Annotated in this window: 14 protein-coding genes and 4 tRNA genes; 15 read left to right on the top strand and 3 right to left on the bottom strand. The window is 56.7% G+C overall.

Translation table 11 applies throughout. From position 1 onward, the window contains the following. The first annotated feature begins 25 nt into the window (after nt 1–25). Nucleotides 26–1,159 carry an NADH:flavin oxidoreductase gene (locus B0H98_RS05465; protein WP_106374059.1) on the top strand — a complete coding sequence of 378 codons (1,134 nt, stop codon included), beginning with the start codon at nt 26–28 and terminating at the stop codon, nt 1,157–1,159. Between the two features lie 78 nt (nt 1,160–1,237). Continuing rightward, nucleotides 1,238–1,549, top strand: a complete 312-nt coding sequence (locus tag B0H98_RS05460) for an ArsR/SmtB family transcription factor (protein WP_244182972.1) — start codon at nt 1,238–1,240, stop codon at nt 1,547–1,549. Between the two features lie 100 nt (nt 1,550–1,649). Here the strand turns inward: B0H98_RS05460 and mtnN are convergent, their stop codons facing one another. Next, the gene (gene mtnN, locus B0H98_RS05455) at nt 1,650–2,357 is read right to left on the bottom strand and encodes a 5'-methylthioadenosine/S-adenosylhomocysteine nucleosidase (RefSeq protein ID WP_106374058.1); all 708 of its coding nucleotides are present in this window, start codon (nt 2,355–2,357) and stop codon (nt 1,650–1,652) included. Between the two features lie 27 nt (nt 2,358–2,384). Beyond that, entirely contained in the window at nt 2,385–3,260 is an 876-nt protein-coding gene (gene folD / locus B0H98_RS05450) for a bifunctional methylenetetrahydrofolate dehydrogenase/methenyltetrahydrofolate cyclohydrolase FolD (protein WP_106374057.1), read from the bottom strand. 205 nt (nt 3,261–3,465) lie between these two features. Between folD and B0H98_RS05445 the strand changes: the two genes are divergently transcribed. From B0H98_RS05445 to B0H98_RS05410, 8 genes are all read left to right on the top strand, one after another. Next, nucleotides 3,466–3,542 (top strand) — tRNA-Pro (locus B0H98_RS05445). A gap of 90 nt (nt 3,543–3,632) precedes the next feature. Further along, a tRNA-Arg gene (locus B0H98_RS05440) sits at nt 3,633–3,709 on the top strand. Nucleotides 3,710–3,773: 64 nt separating this feature from the next. Further along, nucleotides 3,774–3,848, top strand: a tRNA-His gene (locus B0H98_RS05435). A 33-nt stretch (nt 3,849–3,881) separates the two neighbouring features. After that, nucleotides 3,882–3,956 (top strand) — tRNA-His (locus B0H98_RS05430). Between the two features lie 422 nt (nt 3,957–4,378). Next, a complete protein-coding gene (locus tag B0H98_RS05425) occupies nt 4,379–5,620 on the top strand; it encodes an NAD(P)/FAD-dependent oxidoreductase (RefSeq protein ID WP_106374056.1) in 1,242 nt (413 codons plus the stop codon). Nucleotides 5,621–5,693: 73 nt separating this feature from the next. Beyond that, entirely contained in the window at nt 5,694–5,903 is a 210-nt protein-coding gene (locus tag B0H98_RS05420) for a putative motility protein (RefSeq protein ID WP_106374055.1), read from the top strand. 200 nt (nt 5,904–6,103) lie between these two features. Continuing rightward, complete coding sequence (locus B0H98_RS05415) at nt 6,104–7,693, top strand: peptide chain release factor 3 (RefSeq protein WP_106374054.1); 1,590 nt, start codon at nt 6,104–6,106, stop codon at nt 7,691–7,693. Nucleotides 7,694–7,724: 31 nt separating this feature from the next. After that, nucleotides 7,725–8,495 (top strand): TatD family hydrolase, encoded by a 771-nt coding sequence (locus B0H98_RS05410; protein ID WP_106374053.1) that lies wholly within the window; start codon nt 7,725–7,727, stop codon nt 8,493–8,495. Between the two features lie 21 nt (nt 8,496–8,516). Here the strand turns inward: B0H98_RS05410 and ygfZ are convergent, their stop codons facing one another. Continuing rightward, nucleotides 8,517–9,479, bottom strand: coding sequence for a CAF17-like 4Fe-4S cluster assembly/insertion protein YgfZ (gene ygfZ / locus B0H98_RS05405; RefSeq protein WP_106374052.1), 963 nt, complete (start codon nt 9,477–9,479; stop codon nt 8,517–8,519). A 153-nt stretch (nt 9,480–9,632) separates the two neighbouring features. Between ygfZ and B0H98_RS05400 the strand changes: the two genes are divergently transcribed. From B0H98_RS05400 to B0H98_RS05380, 5 genes are all read left to right on the top strand, one after another. Then, nucleotides 9,633–9,830: a hypothetical protein gene (locus B0H98_RS05400; RefSeq protein WP_106374051.1), complete on the top strand. Its 198-nt coding sequence runs from the start codon at nt 9,633–9,635 to the stop codon at nt 9,828–9,830. After that, on the top strand, nt 9,830–10,237 hold the full coding sequence (locus tag B0H98_RS05395; RefSeq protein WP_106374050.1) for an OsmC family protein: 408 nt from the start codon (nt 9,830–9,832) through the stop codon (nt 10,235–10,237). The genes B0H98_RS05400 and B0H98_RS05395 overlap by 1 nt, the downstream gene beginning before the upstream one ends. Nucleotides 10,238–10,272: 35 nt before the next feature. After that, nucleotides 10,273–12,300: an excinuclease ABC subunit UvrB gene (gene uvrB, locus B0H98_RS05390; protein ID WP_106374049.1), complete on the top strand. Its 2,028-nt coding sequence runs from the start codon at nt 10,273–10,275 to the stop codon at nt 12,298–12,300. Between the two features lie 3 nt (nt 12,301–12,303). Beyond that, nucleotides 12,304–13,125: an endonuclease VIII gene (gene nei / locus B0H98_RS05385; RefSeq protein ID WP_106374048.1), complete on the top strand. Its 822-nt coding sequence runs from the start codon at nt 12,304–12,306 to the stop codon at nt 13,123–13,125. A gap of 188 nt (nt 13,126–13,313) precedes the next feature. Next, a complete protein-coding gene (locus B0H98_RS05380) occupies nt 13,314–14,819 on the top strand; it encodes a fumarate hydratase (protein WP_106374047.1) in 1,506 nt (501 codons plus the stop codon). Nucleotides 14,820–14,866: the final 47 nt, after the last annotated feature.

Here is a 14,866-nt window from a genome sequence, read left to right as displayed (position 1 = left end):
TCTCTATATATTTATGGAATCCCGTATGACCGTTTCTGCAAAAGCACTTGCCGCACCCCTATTCGAAACATTCGCCATGGGCCCTGTCACGCTGCCCAACCGTATTGTCATGGCGCCCATGACGCGCAATCAGTCGCCCGACGGGGTGCCCAGTGAAGAGGTGGCAGCCTATTACAAAAGCCGCGCTGAAGGAGGCGTTGGGCTAATCATTACCGAAGGCACCTACATTGATCACCCAGGGGCCAACGGTTATCCGAATGTGCCAGCCTTTTGCGGTGAACAAGCGCTGGCCGGTTGGCAGCGTGTCGTGGAAGGCGTACACGCGGCCGGCGGCAAGATTGTGCCCCAGCTGTGGCACGTAGGACGCGAGCGGCGCCCAGGTATCGAGCCGCAAGCGAGCGTTCCTGGCTTTGGGCCCATGTCGATCGTGGAGGATGGCCTGGAAGTGGTTGAAGCGATGACCGAAGAGGATATCCATGACGTGGTCGCTTCTTTTGCCCGCGCGGCGCGTGATGCACAGCGCATCGGTTTTGACGGTATTGAGCTGCATGGCGCTCACGGTTACCTGATCGACCAGTTCCTGTGGGAGGAGAGCAACCAGCGTACTGATGCCTACGGTGGCAGCCTTGAAAATCGCCTGCGTTTTCCACGCATGATCGTGCGTGCAGTGCGTGAAGCGGTGGGCCCGGATTTCCCGATTATCTTCCGTTTCTCGCAATGGAAGCTCTCTGACTACACCGCCATCATTGCTGAAACGCCCGAAGATTTGGGGCAAATTCTCAAACCGCTGGCCGAAGACGGCGTGGATATCTTCCATGCCAGCACCCGCCGCGTGTGGGAACCTGGTTTTGAAGGCAGCACTAAAACGCTTGCCACCTGGACGCGTGAATTGACCGGAAAGCCGGTCATCGCCGTAGGGAGCGTAGGCCTTGACCGTACTTTCCGTACCGGCCACTTCACGCGTACCGAAGATCCGACCTCCAAGAGCCGCGTCAACGTTGAAGAACTGGCCATGTGGCGCTCGCGGGGTGATTTTGATCTGATCGCCATTGGTCGCGCGCTGCTTTCCGACCCGGAATGGGCCAACAAGGTAAATGAAGGCCGGCTGGATGAGCTGTCGGATTTTGACAGTCAGGCGCTTGATACCCTGGTACGGTGATGCTGGCTGCCAGGCTGTCTCGGCAGCCTGGCGTGGAAACGCGTATAATGATTCGGCTTCCAACCATTGGCCGTGATCATGGATATTAATACCGTTTTAAGCGCCCTGGCGAATCCGGTGCGCCTCGACATACTGACCTGGCTGAAAGAGCCGGAACGCCATTTTCCGGCTCAGAAAGACCTGGCGCCGCCGGGCGGAATCTGTGTCAGCCATATTCGCGAAAAGACCGGACTCTCTCAGCCTACTATTTCACTGTATCTTTCCACGCTTTCCCGCGCGGGCCTGGTTTCTTCCCAGCGTGCAGGGCAATGGACCTATTACCGCTATGAGCGTGAAACAGCCGAGGCATTTCTGGATAGTCTGACCGAGCGGCTAAAAGAGGCGCCTTGAGCCTTTATCCATCTGTGCCTTGCGAGCATTCGCCGCGTGCCAGGTTATAACCACAAACGGAGCCTGATGGCTCCGTTTGTGCATTTAACGAGACGGCTGGCTAGCGTTGGCCAAGGGCGCGCAGCATCTCATCGACCATGCGCGAGGAGTGTGCCGCCGCTATGTCGAGAAACTGCTCGAAGGAGAGGTGGTTGTCTTCATTGCCTGGAATATCTGAAAGGGCGCGAATGACCACGAACGGACAGCCGTAAAGATGGCAAGTCTGTGCGATGGCCGCCGCTTCCATTTCAACGGCCAGCATGGCCGGGAACTGGGCACGGGTAGCGGCCACGCGCTCGGGGTCCGAGATAAACGAATCGCCCGTGGCAATCAGCCCTTCACGCACGCTGACCTCGCCCACGGTATCAATCGCCTGGCGGGCGATATCCCTCAACTGTGCATCCGCGACGTAAGCCGCCGGCATACCCGGCACCTGGCCAATTTCATAGCCAAATACCATTGCATCCACATCGTGGTGGCGCACTTCGTCTGAAATGATCACATCGCCAATCTTGAGATCGCTTGCAAACCCGCCAGCGGATCCCGTGTTGATGATGGCATCGGGCTGGTGGCGTTCCAGCAGGATGGCGGTGCCCACGGCAGCATTTACCTTGCCGATGCCCGATTGCAGGATGACGACCTCAAGCCCGTGGCGAGTACCGGTATGGAACACAGAACCCGCGTGCTCGTAACGCTCGGCATTTTCCAGCTGGTCTACCAGAATGCTGACTTCCTGGGCCATGGCGCCGATGATTCCAATGCGCTTCATAGGGAAGGCTCCTTGATACGTGAAAGATTAACGAGAACGAGCCTGGGTGTTAGCGTCGTGCAGCTCGGCGGCTTCAAGCGTGTTTTCCAGCAGTGTAGCGACGGTCATCGGACCAACGCCACCGGGTACCGGCGTAATATGGCTGGCGCGTTCAGCGGCGGCCTGGAAGTCGACATCGCCAATCAACGAGCCATCTGCCTGACGGTTGATACCCACATCGATCACGATAGCGCCCTCCTTGATCCACTCGCCCTTGACGATACCCGGCTTGCCAACGGCCACCACGACCAGGTCAGCTCGGCTGACGTGGGCTTCGAGGTCGCGAGTAAAGCGATGGCAAACGGTAGTGGTACAGCCTGCCAGCATCAGCTCGAGTGACATGGGGCGGCCGACAATATTGGAAGCACCCACAATCGTAGCATTCAGGCCACGCACGTTAAGCCCGCTGTGCTCGAGCATGGTCATCACGCCTTTGGGTGTGCAGGGGCGCAGAGCGGGCAGGCGCTGAGCAAGGCGGCCCAGGTTGTAAGGGTGGAAGCCATCCACATCCTTGCCCGGGTCAATACGCTCCAGAATGGGGCCTGCATCCAGGTGACCGGGCAGGGGGAGCTGTACGAGAATGCCGTCTACGCTTTCATCTTCATTGAGCTGGTCGACCAGGGCTTCCAGCGCTTGTTGAGTGGTTTCGGCAGGCAGGGCATGTTGAATTGAACGAATGCCAGCCTGCTCACAGGCGCGATGCTTGTTATTGACGTATACGTGAGACGCCGGGTCTTGTCCGACCACAACAACGGCTAGTCCTGGTGCGCGGGCGCCAGCTTGCTGGCGTGCCGCTATCTTCTCGGCAACGCGTTGACGGACATCAGCAGCGATGGCTTTTCCATCGATAAGTTGGGCGGTCATTTACAAAGATCCCTGTGGAGGTTGAATGCTGGCGCGCTTGCCCGTGGGCAGGCGCGTTTGCTGAGGCGGGCAATTTTCGCATGCCAGGGCGGTCAGGCAAAGCATCAGCACGATCAATCGCTTTAAGTGTTGACTTTAAATTTAAAAATAGTAATATATGCCTCGCTTGAGACGGGCAGCGCGGTAAGCGTCAAGAGTGATAAATCGGGATGTAGCGCAGTCTGGTAGCGCGCCTGCTTTGGGAGCAGGATGTCGGGGGTTCGAATCCCTCCATCCCGACCACACTTAACGTGAAAGGTGGTAGATTGCTTTTCCGAGCGTGGTTGTGGTCAAGTGCTCATCGGTGTTCAGCTTGTTTCGAATGCTTTACGTGCGCCCATAGCTCAACCGGATAGAGCAACGGCCTTCTAAGCCGTAGGTTGCGGGTTCGAGTCCTGCTGGGCGTGCCATTAAAAAGTGTTTCAATGGGCGTATCCGGTCAGGAGTCATCAAGTACAGTCAGTACTATCAATGGTGGATGTAGCTCAGTGGTAGAGCCCCGGATTGTGGCTCCGGTGGTCGTGGGTTCGATCCCCATCATCCACCCCATTTGATAGAAGCAGTACCCGGTTTTAGGTTGTGGTGGATGTAGCTCAGTGGTAGAGCCCCGGATTGTGGCTCCGGTGGTCGTGGGTTCGATCCCCATCATCCACCCCATTAACCTTCTTCTGATTCTCTTTTCTTTCTTCCCTTATTTGATTGTTATCTAACCACCTGACGGTGGATTTTGCGTTTCTGTTTATCCCTTCTTATACTTTCGTGTCTCTTCTGCTTTTTTAACTGCGCTTCACTGTTAGCAGTTTCTTCTTTTATACCCCTCGATTGTCGTTGATCCTGGTTGGCAACAATATGCTTGCCCCGTGTCGTCTTGCCTGCGCTAGACGCTTGAATGGCAACAACTCAGGCGTGCAGTAAAGTCCTCTTTCAAAACTTTTTTTATAGGCAATATTGCTGACTAAATAGCACAAAAAGGTTTTTTACACTGTATTAATGGCGTTTGTTTGGTGATATTTTTCAATTAGTTGTTAACTATATTTTAGCCTGGAATAAGCGCGGGCTTGGACGTTCAGGGGCATGCAATGACGCGACAAACGGTGGTGCTAGGAGCGGGAATGGTGGGGGTCAGTATCGCGTGGCATTTACAGCAGCGCGGGCATCAGGTCACGCTGGTTGATCGCCGCCAACCCGGCCGGGAAACCTCGTTTGGCAATGCAGGTATTATTCAGCGCGAAGCCGTACGCCCCTATGCATTCCCCCGTGACATGAAAACCATCCTGAGCGTTCTGCCAAACCGGCGCGTGGATATTCGCTATCGGGCAGCGGGCATGATGAACGCCGCCTCGCCACTGCTGAGCTACTGGCACAACTCGTCGTCGCGCCTGTATCAAAAGATCATTCCCGAATGGGCTTCCCTGATTCAGCTATGCCTGAAAACTCATGAACCCATGATCAAGGCCGCGGGGGCCGAGCATCTGGTGCGTAAAGAGGGCTGGCTTGAAATTTACCGTACCCAGGCCCGGCTGGATAAGCGTGTTAGAGAGGCAGAAGAAGCCCGAGAGCTGTATGGCGTGCAGTTTGATGTACTGGATCGCGCCGGGATTGAAGGCAAGGAGCCTGATATAAGTTCGGATATTATCGGCGCTATTCATTGGCTTGACCCCTGGACAGTCGCCGATCCCGGTGCGCTGGTGAGTGCCTATGCAGAGGCGTTTACCCAAAGTGGTGGCGAGTTGCACCAAGGGGTTATCCAGAAGGTCGAGCAGGTTGGGGAGCGCTGGCGTGTCGTTACTGAGGCTGAAACTCTCGAGGCCGATAACGTCGTTGTCGCGCTCGGGCCATGGTCTGGCGATTGGATGAAGGGGCTTGGCTATCATTTCCCGACGTTCGTCAAACGCGGTTACCACATGCACTATGCAACGCAGGCACCGGCCAAACTGCACTACTGGTTGATGGATGCCGAGGTGGGCTACCTGCTTGCCCCAATGAATGCAGGCGTACGCCTGACCACCGGGGCCGAGTTGAACCGTATCGAATCACCGGCGGATGAGCAGCAGCTCCAGGCAGCTGAAAAGGTAGCCCGCACGCTTTTCCCGCTGGGCGAACGCCGTGACTCTACCGCCTGGAAGGGCGCTCGGCCCTGTCTGCCTGACATGAAGCCGGTCATTGGCGCCGCGCCGCGTCATCCTGGCCTCTGGCTTGCCTTTGGTCATGGCCATCAGGGCTTTACTCTGGGCCCGGCTACAGGGCAGCTGCTGGCTGATATGATCGAAGGTAAATCGACCGAAATTGATATGACCCCTTTCCGGGCAGACCGATTTTAAGCGCTCGGAAGCTTTTGTGCGTTGACGGCTTCTTTGCTATGGTGCATAGATCGTTCACTTAAAGGATAGTGCCATGGACGTTTCTATCAGCAGCACGGTCAGTACGGCGCTCTACATGAATCAAGCGCAAACCGCTGAAGAGATGCAGATGCAGGTTTTACGAAATGCACTGGATATGCAGGCTCAGCAGGTCACAGAAGTACTGGCGTCTGCCAATCTGGGAGCCGAACCAAACCTGGCCCAGGAAGGTAGTCTGGGAACGCAGATCAATACCTACGCGTGATATGTCATTTCATCACCGCTTCAAGGCGGTGAGCTTCACCTGAAACGCCGAGATGCTCGGCGTTTTTTTATGCTCAACGCATAGCCCCCAAACCGTTGAAAGTATGCTGCAAAGGCCTAGTTGCGGTACCATGGGCGCCATTGATGCCTTGGTTGCAAGGCAACACCTATTGAAACCTGTGCCATCTTCTAGAGAACTCCATGTCTGAAGCTCAACTAGCGCGCGAAGCAGATCTACGCCGCACCTTCGCTATCATTTCCCACCCTGATGCGGGTAAAACCACCATTACCGAAAAGATGCTTCTGTTCGGGAATGCCATTCAGCTGGCCGGTTCGGTCAAGAGCAAGCGCAATGACCGCCACGCGACTTCAGACTGGATGAAGATGGAGCAGGAGCGGGGTATCTCGGTGACGACCTCCGTGATGCAGTTCCCCTATGGTGGGCGCATCGTCAACCTGCTGGATACGCCGGGTCACGAAGACTTCTCTGAAGACACCTATCGCACGCTGACGGCGGTCGACTCTGCGCTGATGGTGATTGATGGTGCCAAGGGTGTAGAGGACCGTACCATCAAGCTGATGGAAGTGTGTCGCCTGCGTACGACGCCAATTTTGACCTTCATCAACAAGATGGACCGGGATATTCGCGACCCCATCGAAGTCATGGATGAAGTCGAGACCGTCCTTAACATCCAGTGCTCGCCGATGACCTGGCCCATTGGCATGGGGCGTCACTTCAAGGGGGTCTATCACCTCTATAACGATGTGATCCACCTGTATACCCAAGGTCAGGGAAGCCGGATACCGGAAGACAAGCGCATTGAAGGGCTGGATAACCCGGAAGTCGATGCGGTGCTTGGCGAAGAACAGGCCGAAGAACTGCGTATGGAAGTCGAGCTTGTGCGCGGCGCTTCCCACGAGTTTGATCTAGAAGCGTATCGCCGCGGTGAAATGACTCCGGTCTATTTTGGTACTGCCATGGGTAACTTTGGCGTGCGAGAAATGCTCGATGGCTTTGTCGAGTATGCGCCGGCCCCTCAGCCGCGTGAAACCGATGTGCGTGAAGTGACCGCCCACGATGAGCGCTTTACCGGGTTCGTGTTCAAGATTCAGGCCAATATGGATCCGAACCACCGCGACCGTATTGCCTTTCTGCGTGTCTGCTCGGGCAAGTACGAAAAGAACATGAAGATGCGCCATGTGCGTATCGGCAAGGACGTCAAGATTGCCGATGCGTTAACCTTCATGGCCTCTGACCGTTCCCACGTGGAGGAAGCCTGGCCCGGTGATATCATCGGCCTGCACAACCACGGCACGATCCAGATCGGCGATACCTTCACGGTAGGCGAGGATATGCGCTTTACCGGTATTCCTCACTTTGCCCCGGAGCTTTTCAAGCGCGTGCGCCTGAAAGACCCGCTCAAGATGAAGGCGCTGCAGAAAGGCTTGCAGCAGCTCTCTGAAGAGGGCGCGACTCAGGTCTTCATGCCCATGGATAATAACGACCTCATTTTGGGGGCCGTGGGTACGCTGCAGTTTGACGTTGTCGCTCACCGCCTGAAAGAGGAGTACAAGGTCGACTGTATCTATGAAGGCGTTAATGTGCAGACGGCGCGCTGGGTCTACTGCGAAGATGCCAAGATGCTTGAGGAGTTCAAGCGCAAGGCCAGTACCAATCTGGCCATCGATGGCGGCGGTTATCTGACCTATATCGCGCCTACCCGCGTCAATCTGCAGATGACCCAGGAGCGCTGGCCGGATATCCGCTTCCAGCCGACCCGCGAGCACTAACTCGACTGTCAGCGGCTGACGACGAGGTCTTATGCTGATCGACGCGCACTGCCATCTGGATTTCAGCGCCTTTGATACCGATCGCGAAGCCGTCCTGGCGAACGCACGTGCCGCCGGCATCACGCATTTCGTGGTGCCTGGCACGATGCGCAGCAAGTGGCCCGATGTGCTGGCGCTGGGAACAAGAAACGACACCAGTGCCTGCCTGGGGCTGCATCCTTATTTCATTGATCAGCATGGAGAGAGCGACCTGGATGCGCTTGATCAGGCGCTTGCCCGTAATCCGCACGTTGTCGCAGTGGGTGAGTGCGGTATCGATGGGCGTTTCCAGCAGAGCTTGACCAGGCAGTGGACGCTGTTTGACGCTCAACTGCACCTGGCCAAGCGCCATGAGCTGCCGGTCGTGGTTCACAGCGTGCAGGCCAACGATCAGGTCAGCAAGCGTCTGCGTCAATTGGCGCTGCCGCGTGCTGGCTTGATTCACGCCTTTGCCGGCTCCATAGAGCAGGCGCGCAGGTTTCTGGCGTTAGGCTTCGTGCTGGGGGTGGGTGGGGCGATTACCTATCCACGCGCCAAGCGGCTCCACCGCATGGTGGCGGCGCTGCCTGACAATGGTTTTGTGCTGGAAACCGATAGCCCGGATATGCCCTTGAACGGGCATCAGGGGGAGCGCAATGAACCGCGCCATCTTGCCAGAGTGTGTCGTGAGGTAGCCAGGCTTCGTGGGCAGAGTGTAGAAGACGTCGCGGCGAACAGTTCGGCTAACGCCGCGCGTCTATTTGATCTCGACCTTGGCAAATAGCCATGCGGGCAGTGCAGATAGTTACGTATCTGCTTTAAGGCTTGCCGCCAGCTGCTCCGGATCGACCCGCTCGATCGAATAAGGTAGCGGAAGAAGCGTCAACGGACTGCCCTCCCAATAAAGCGGAAGCGCTTCATCCACTACTCTGGTATTCAGAACGGCAAGCAGCTCGATGCTTTCGGTATCGCGGCGGGTACTGGCCACCACTTCTCCCATGGACTTGTCCTGTTCGGTCATCAGGCTGGCGCCAACTGCTGGTTGCTGGCGGGTGACCAGTTCAGCGCGTACCAGACGCTTTTTGACCTGACCACGAAAATGCGCCCGGGCGACCACTTCCTGCCCTGTATAGCAGCCTTTCTTGAAACTGATACCGCCTAATGCTTCCCAGTTGAGCATCTGGGGTAAAAAATGATCCTGCTGGGCCTCGGTGAGCCAGGCAAGACCGCTGCGAATATCTTCAAGTGCCCAGGCCGCCTGTTGGGCGTCCTCGGCCGTGGTGGTGATGCCGGCTGGCGCGCAGAACATCCAGCGTGGCACGCTGCCCGGCAGGCGAATGACGCTTGCCCGAGCATTACTGTACTGGGCGAAAGGCTGTTGAGGTAACGCAAGTTCAAGTGATGTGGCCAGTGCCTGGGCATCGGCGCTGGCGCCGATAAGCTCGATGCCCGTGTCGAGAAGCAGTTCTGCCTTGTAGAAGGCGGCAAATTTCTTGAGGTGGGTCGCGAGCGTGTCGGCAAGCGAGGCGCTCAGGATGAGTCTGAAGTGCCCATCTCCCACACGCAGCAGCTGCCCATTGGCCAGCATGCGCCCCTTGGGGGTACAGAAACAGGTGAGCGGTGCAAACTCGCCGTTGGCCAGGCTTACCTGAGCACTGGTTTGACCTTGCAGGAATTTTTCTGCATCTGCCCCTTTCACATCCAGCGCTGCAAGGTGGCCAAGGCGCAGGTTGCCGGTAATCGTGGTAGAGGGGATAACCGTTGGCATATAAACTCCTGTTGGGGACACAAAGAAAGTGTGCGTCAAGATAAGCAGCTTCTCAACGTGTGGGCGCAAGGCGCGAATTGCAAGGTGCCTTTAGCGTGCTAGACTCTTCTCTCTGTATCAGTTTTGCATAAGGTTAAACGGGGTAGATTCGCAATGTCACAACAGTCACTAACTTTTCAGGGCGTGAAGAACGCCGATCAGGTGAACAAGATTACCACAGCGTTGATGATGCTGGACGGCGTCGACAGTGCCGAAGTAGGACGCCATGGTGCCGAGGTCGAAGGACGCGTCAAGCGTGAAGCGCTGATCGCCGCGGTCGAGAAACTCAAACTGGGAGTAAACGTGTCCTGATGCATCCCCCTATTACGGTCATTAGCCAGCGTAACCATGTATTTCGTCAGCGTATCGAGCTGGATAGCCTTGAAGCGCTATATGCCGATGTGCCCAAACTTGTAGGCGGAGAGGGCAGCGCGCCGGACCCTCACGACTATTTCGATATCGCGCTGGGTACCTGCAAGGCCATCACCGTACAGATGTACGCCAAGCGCAAGCAGTGGCCACTGGAGGCGGTGACGGTGACCGTTCATCGGGATGATAGTGAAGAGGCCGAAGGTACCTACAAGCTCAATGTCGTCCTGACGCTGCACGGCATCCGAGACCCTGAACAGCGCGCCAGGCTTGAGGAGATCAGCCTGCGCTGCCCGATACAGCGGCTCATGACGCAGGCCACTATCGATATCACGACCCAAGCGGTTTAACGTCTCAGGGTTTCATTTTTCAGTTAGGAGCGACGATGAGCAAAGAGTTTCGGTTGCAGTCGAAATTTCAGCCTGCCGGTGACCAGCCAAACGCCATCAAAGGCCTGGTAAGCGGCCTGGAATCAGGGCTTGCCCATCAGACGCTACTTGGAGTTACCGGGTCGGGCAAGACATTTACCATGGCTAACGTGGTGCAGCAGCTTCAAAGGCCTACCATCGTCATGGCGCCTAACAAGACCCTGGCTGCCCAGCTTTACGGCGAGTTCAAGTCGTTTTTCCCGGATAACGCCGTCGAGTATTTCGTTTCCTACTACGACTACTATCAGCCGGAAGCCTACGTGCCGTCTTCAGATACGTTTATCGAGAAAGATGCCTCGATCAACGACCATATCGAACAGATGCGCCTCTCCGCTACCAAGGCGCTGCTTGAGCGCCGTGATGCCTTGATCGTCGTTTCGGTGTCGGCAATTTACGGTCTGGGCGACCCGGACCAATACCTGAAGATGCGCCTGCACTTCACCCGGGGGGAGTTGATCGATCAGCGCGCTTTCCTGCGCCGTCTGGCGGAGCTGCAGTATACCCGCAACGACATGGACTTTCGTCGCGGCACGTATCGTGTGCGGGGCGACGTTATCGATATCTTTCCCGCCGACTCCGACGAAGACGCGGTTCGGGTGGAGCTGTTTGATGACGAAATCGATTCAATTCGTATCTTTGATCCATTGACCGGGGATATCCGCAGTCAGGTACCGCGGATGACTATCTACCCGAAGTCTCACTACGTCACGCCCCGCGAAACCATTCTGGGGGCGATCGATGCCATCAAGGGGGAACTCAAAGAGCGTCTGGACTGGATGCGCAAGCACGAGCGCCTGGTGGAAGCGCAGCGTCTTGAGCAGCGCACGCTTTACGATATCGAGATGATGCTGGAGCTTGGCTACTGCAACGGTATCGAAAACTACTCCCGCTACCTTTCCGGCCGGGCACCCGGCGAGCCGCCGCCCACGTTCTTTGACTATCTGCCGGACGATGCACTGCTGTTCATTGATGAATCACATGTCAGCGTTCCTCAGGTAGGCGGCATGTACAAGGGCGACCGTTCACGCAAGGAAACCCTGGTGGAGTACGGTTTCCGCTTACCCTCGGCGCTGGATAACCGGCCCATGAAGTTTGAGGAGTGGGAGTCCATCGTTCCTCAAGCTATTTTCGTCTCGGCAACGCCAGGCAAATATGAAGCCGAACATGCCGGGCAAGTGGTCGAGCAGGTCGTGCGACCGACCGGGCTTCTGGACCCCGAGATTGAAGTCCGCCCGGCCAGCACCCAAGTCGATGACCTGCTGTCCGAGATCGGCCTGCGCACTGCGGTTGGGGAGCGCGTGCTGGTGACCACGTTGACCAAGCGCATGGCCGAAGATCTGACCGAGTATTTCGATGAGCACGGTATTCGCGTGCGCTATCTGCACTCGGATATCGATACCGTCGAGCGCGTGGAAATCATTCGTGATCTGCGTCTGGGCAAATTCGACGTTCTGGTGGGTATCAACCTGCTGCGTGAGGGTTTGGACATTCCGGAAGTGTCGCTGGTGGCCATACTGGATGCCGACAAGGAAGGCTTCCTGCGCGCCGAGCGCTCGCTGATCCAGACCATAGGGCGTGCAGCGCGTAACGCTCACGGTAAAGCCATCCTGTACGGCGACCGGATTACCGACTCGATGCGCAAGGCGATAGATGAGACCGAGCGCCGGCGTGCCAAGCAGCAGGCGCATAACGAAGAGCATGGCATCACGCCGACCACCGTGACACGCTCGGTCGCCGATATTCTGGAAGCCGCCCAGGCGCCCGGCAGCAAGAAGAGCAACCGTAAGCGTGGCGCTGAGCGCAAGGTGGCTGAGGACGCTGGCGGTTACGATATCGCCAACATGGGGCCGCATGATCTGCTGGCGGCCATCAGTAAACTCGAAGATGCCATGTTTGAAGCGGCGCAAAATTTGGAGTTTGAAGAAGCAGCTCGCTTGCGCGATCAGCTCAATCAAATGAAAGAGAAACAGCTAGCCTTAGGATAACCTATGCCGGAAGGACCCGAGATTCGTCGTGCAGCGGACCGCATAGAAAAACAGATAGGCGGCCGGGTAATTGAAGATGCCTGGTTCGCTTTTCCAGAATTGGCAAGCCAAACCGACACGCTGATTGGCCAGCGGGTATCGGCAGTCGATACCCGCGGCAAGGCAATGCTGATTCGTTTTGCCAATCAAAAGGTACTCTATTCACATAACCAGCTTTACGGTGTGTGGAAGCTGCATCGCACCGATCAGCCGCCAGACACCAAGCGGTCACTCAGAGCACGCCTGGAAACCGAGGGCAGGGTGGCAAGCTTATATAGCGCGTCAGATATCTCGCTTTGGGATCAAGACACGCTTGATCAACACCCTTTTCTGGCCCGCCTGGGCCCAGACCTCTTAAGTGAAGAGGTAAGCGCTGACGATGTGCTGGCGCGGCTGACCATGAAGCCGTTTTATCGACGTAGTCTGGGGGCACTGTTGCTGGATCAGGGACTGGTGGCCGGACTTGGCAATTACCTGCGTTCTGAAATTCTTTTCTTTGCAAGGCTTCACCCACGCAAGCGGCCCGCTGACCTCAGCACAGAACAGCAGTTAACCCTGGCAACGCTGATTGTGGAGATTACCCGCCAGGCCTACAAGCTGGCCGGTGTGACCAATACCGAGGCCTGGATTGAGCAGGCGATAGCCTCCGGTGAGACTCGCCGCCAATGGCGTTTTGCCGTTTTCGAGCGAGCAGGGCTCAGCTGCCATCGCTGTGGAGACGTCATCGAGAGGATGAGTGCAGGTTCTCGGCGGCTTTACTGGTGCCCTACGTGCCAGCCTGCTTGAAAATTTATTATACCGTTATCTTGTCTGATGCATAAATTCTGCTCTTAGACCTACGTCTGGTTAAGTAACCTACGCTAGAAGCTGCCGCTTTACTGTCAATACGGTATACTCCGCGCACGCTTAAACGGCCGTTTTCAGTCAGTTAAAAAAAGCCGTAGACAAGACGCAAACCAAGGAGCCGTTACTCCATGACCGTGATTCGCCAGGACGACGTGATTCAAAGCGTTGCCGATGCTCTTCAATATATCTCTTACTACCACCCGAAAGACTTTATCGATGCGATGGATGCGGCCTACAAACGTGAGCAGAATCCCGCCGCTAAAGACGCCATTGCGCAGATTCTGATCAACTCGAGAATGTGCGCTACCGGTCATCGTCCTATCTGCCAGGATACCGGTATCGTTACCGTGTTTGTTCATGTGGGGATGAACGTGACCTGGGACGCGGATATGAGCCTGGACGACATGGTCAATGAAGGCGTGCGCCGCGCCTATCTGCTGCCGGATAACGTCCTGCGCGCCTCGGTACTGGCCGACCCGGATGGCAAGCGTCAGAACACCAAGGACAATACGCCAGCGATCATTCATCACAAGATCGTACCTGGCGATAAGGTTGACATTCACGTTGCCGCTAAAGGGGGCGGTAGCGAAGCGAAATCCAAGTTCGCCATGCTGAATCCATCGGATAGCGTGGTCGACTGGGTCATGGAACAGCTTCCCAAGATGGGCGCCGGCTGGTGCCCGCCGGGTATGCTGGGCATTGGCATTGGCGGCACTGCCGAGAAGGCCATGCAAATTGCCAAGGAAGCACTGCTTGATCCGATTGATATTCAGGATCTTCAGGCCCGTGGCCCCAGCAATCGCGCCGAAGAGCTGCGCCTTGAGCTTTTCGACAAGGTCAACAAGAGCGGCATTGGCGCTCAAGGTCTGGGCGGTTTGACCACCGTGCTGGATATCAAGGTGAAGGATTACCCGACCCACGCCGCCAATAAGCCTGTGGCAATCATTCCCAACTGCGCGGCCACCCGCCACGCCCACTTCACGCTGGATGGCTCGGGCCCCGTGGCACTGGCCGCACCCAAACTTGAAGACTGGCCGGAAATTACCCGTGAGATGGGTGACAACGTCAAGCGTGTCAATCTGGACAGCGTTACCCCGGAAGAGGTGAAAACCTGGCAGCCCGGCGATACGCTGCTGCTGAACGGTAAGCTGTTGACCGGCCGTGACGCCGCCCACAAGCGCATGGTCGACATGATTGCCAAGGGCGAGCCGCTGCCGGTAGATATGAAAGGCCGGTTTATCTATTACGTAGGTCCGGTCGATCCTATCGGCGATGAAGTAGTGGGGCCGGCAGGGCCTACCACGGCGACCCGCATGGATAAATTTACCCGTACCATGCTCGAAGAGACCGGCCTTCTGGGCATGGTGGGTAAGGCCGAGCGTGGCCAGCAGGCCATCGAGGCGATCCGCGATAATGAAGCAGTTTACCTGATGGCCGTGGGTGGTTCGGCGTATCTGGTGGCTCAGGCAATCAAGAAGTCCCGCGTGGTCGGCTTTGAAGATCTCGGCATGGAAGCCATCTACGAGTTCGAAGTAGAAGATATGCCGGTGACGGTAGCCGTTGATAGCCTGGGCACTTCAGTGCATCAAACCGGGCCAGCGAAATGGAAGGAAATCATCGCTCAGACCGCATGATGCCGTTTGCCGCGATAGATCCTTAGCCGACAGAAGCCCCGTGAATG

The sequence above is a fragment of the Vreelandella songnenensis genome, from assembly GCF_003002925.1.
GTDB lineage: Bacteria > Pseudomonadota > Gammaproteobacteria > Pseudomonadales > Halomonadaceae > Vreelandella > Vreelandella songnenensis.
This window is presented reverse-complemented; position numbering and strand designations above follow the sequence as displayed.

Excerpts from the sequence above, each read along its gene's own strand:
- B0H98_RS05465 (WP_106374059.1), top strand. The coding sequence starts at position 26 with ATGACCGTTTCTGCAAAAGCACTTGCCGCACCCCTATTCGAAACATTC.
- B0H98_RS05460 (WP_244182972.1), top strand. The coding sequence starts at position 1,238 with ATGGATATTAATACCGTTTTAAGCGCCCTGGCGAATCCGGTGCGCCTC.
- mtnN (WP_106374058.1), bottom strand. The coding sequence starts at position 2,357 with ATGAAGCGCATTGGAATCATCGGCGCCATGGCCCAGGAAGTCAGCATT.
- folD (WP_106374057.1), bottom strand. The coding sequence starts at position 3,260 with ATGACCGCCCAACTTATCGATGGAAAAGCCATCGCTGCTGATGTCCGT.
- B0H98_RS05425 (WP_106374056.1), top strand. The coding sequence starts at position 4,379 with ATGACGCGACAAACGGTGGTGCTAGGAGCGGGAATGGTGGGGGTCAGT.
- B0H98_RS05420 (WP_106374055.1), top strand. The coding sequence starts at position 5,694 with ATGGACGTTTCTATCAGCAGCACGGTCAGTACGGCGCTCTACATGAAT.
- B0H98_RS05415 (WP_106374054.1), top strand. The coding sequence starts at position 6,104 with ATGTCTGAAGCTCAACTAGCGCGCGAAGCAGATCTACGCCGCACCTTC.
- B0H98_RS05410 (WP_106374053.1), top strand. The coding sequence starts at position 7,725 with ATGCTGATCGACGCGCACTGCCATCTGGATTTCAGCGCCTTTGATACC.
- ygfZ (WP_106374052.1), bottom strand. The coding sequence starts at position 9,479 with ATGCCAACGGTTATCCCCTCTACCACGATTACCGGCAACCTGCGCCTT.
- B0H98_RS05400 (WP_106374051.1), top strand. The coding sequence starts at position 9,633 with ATGTCACAACAGTCACTAACTTTTCAGGGCGTGAAGAACGCCGATCAG.
- B0H98_RS05395 (WP_106374050.1), top strand. The coding sequence starts at position 9,830 with ATGCATCCCCCTATTACGGTCATTAGCCAGCGTAACCATGTATTTCGT.
- uvrB (WP_106374049.1), top strand. The coding sequence starts at position 10,273 with ATGAGCAAAGAGTTTCGGTTGCAGTCGAAATTTCAGCCTGCCGGTGAC.
- nei (WP_106374048.1), top strand. The coding sequence starts at position 12,304 with ATGCCGGAAGGACCCGAGATTCGTCGTGCAGCGGACCGCATAGAAAAA.
- B0H98_RS05380 (WP_106374047.1), top strand. The coding sequence starts at position 13,314 with ATGACCGTGATTCGCCAGGACGACGTGATTCAAAGCGTTGCCGATGCT.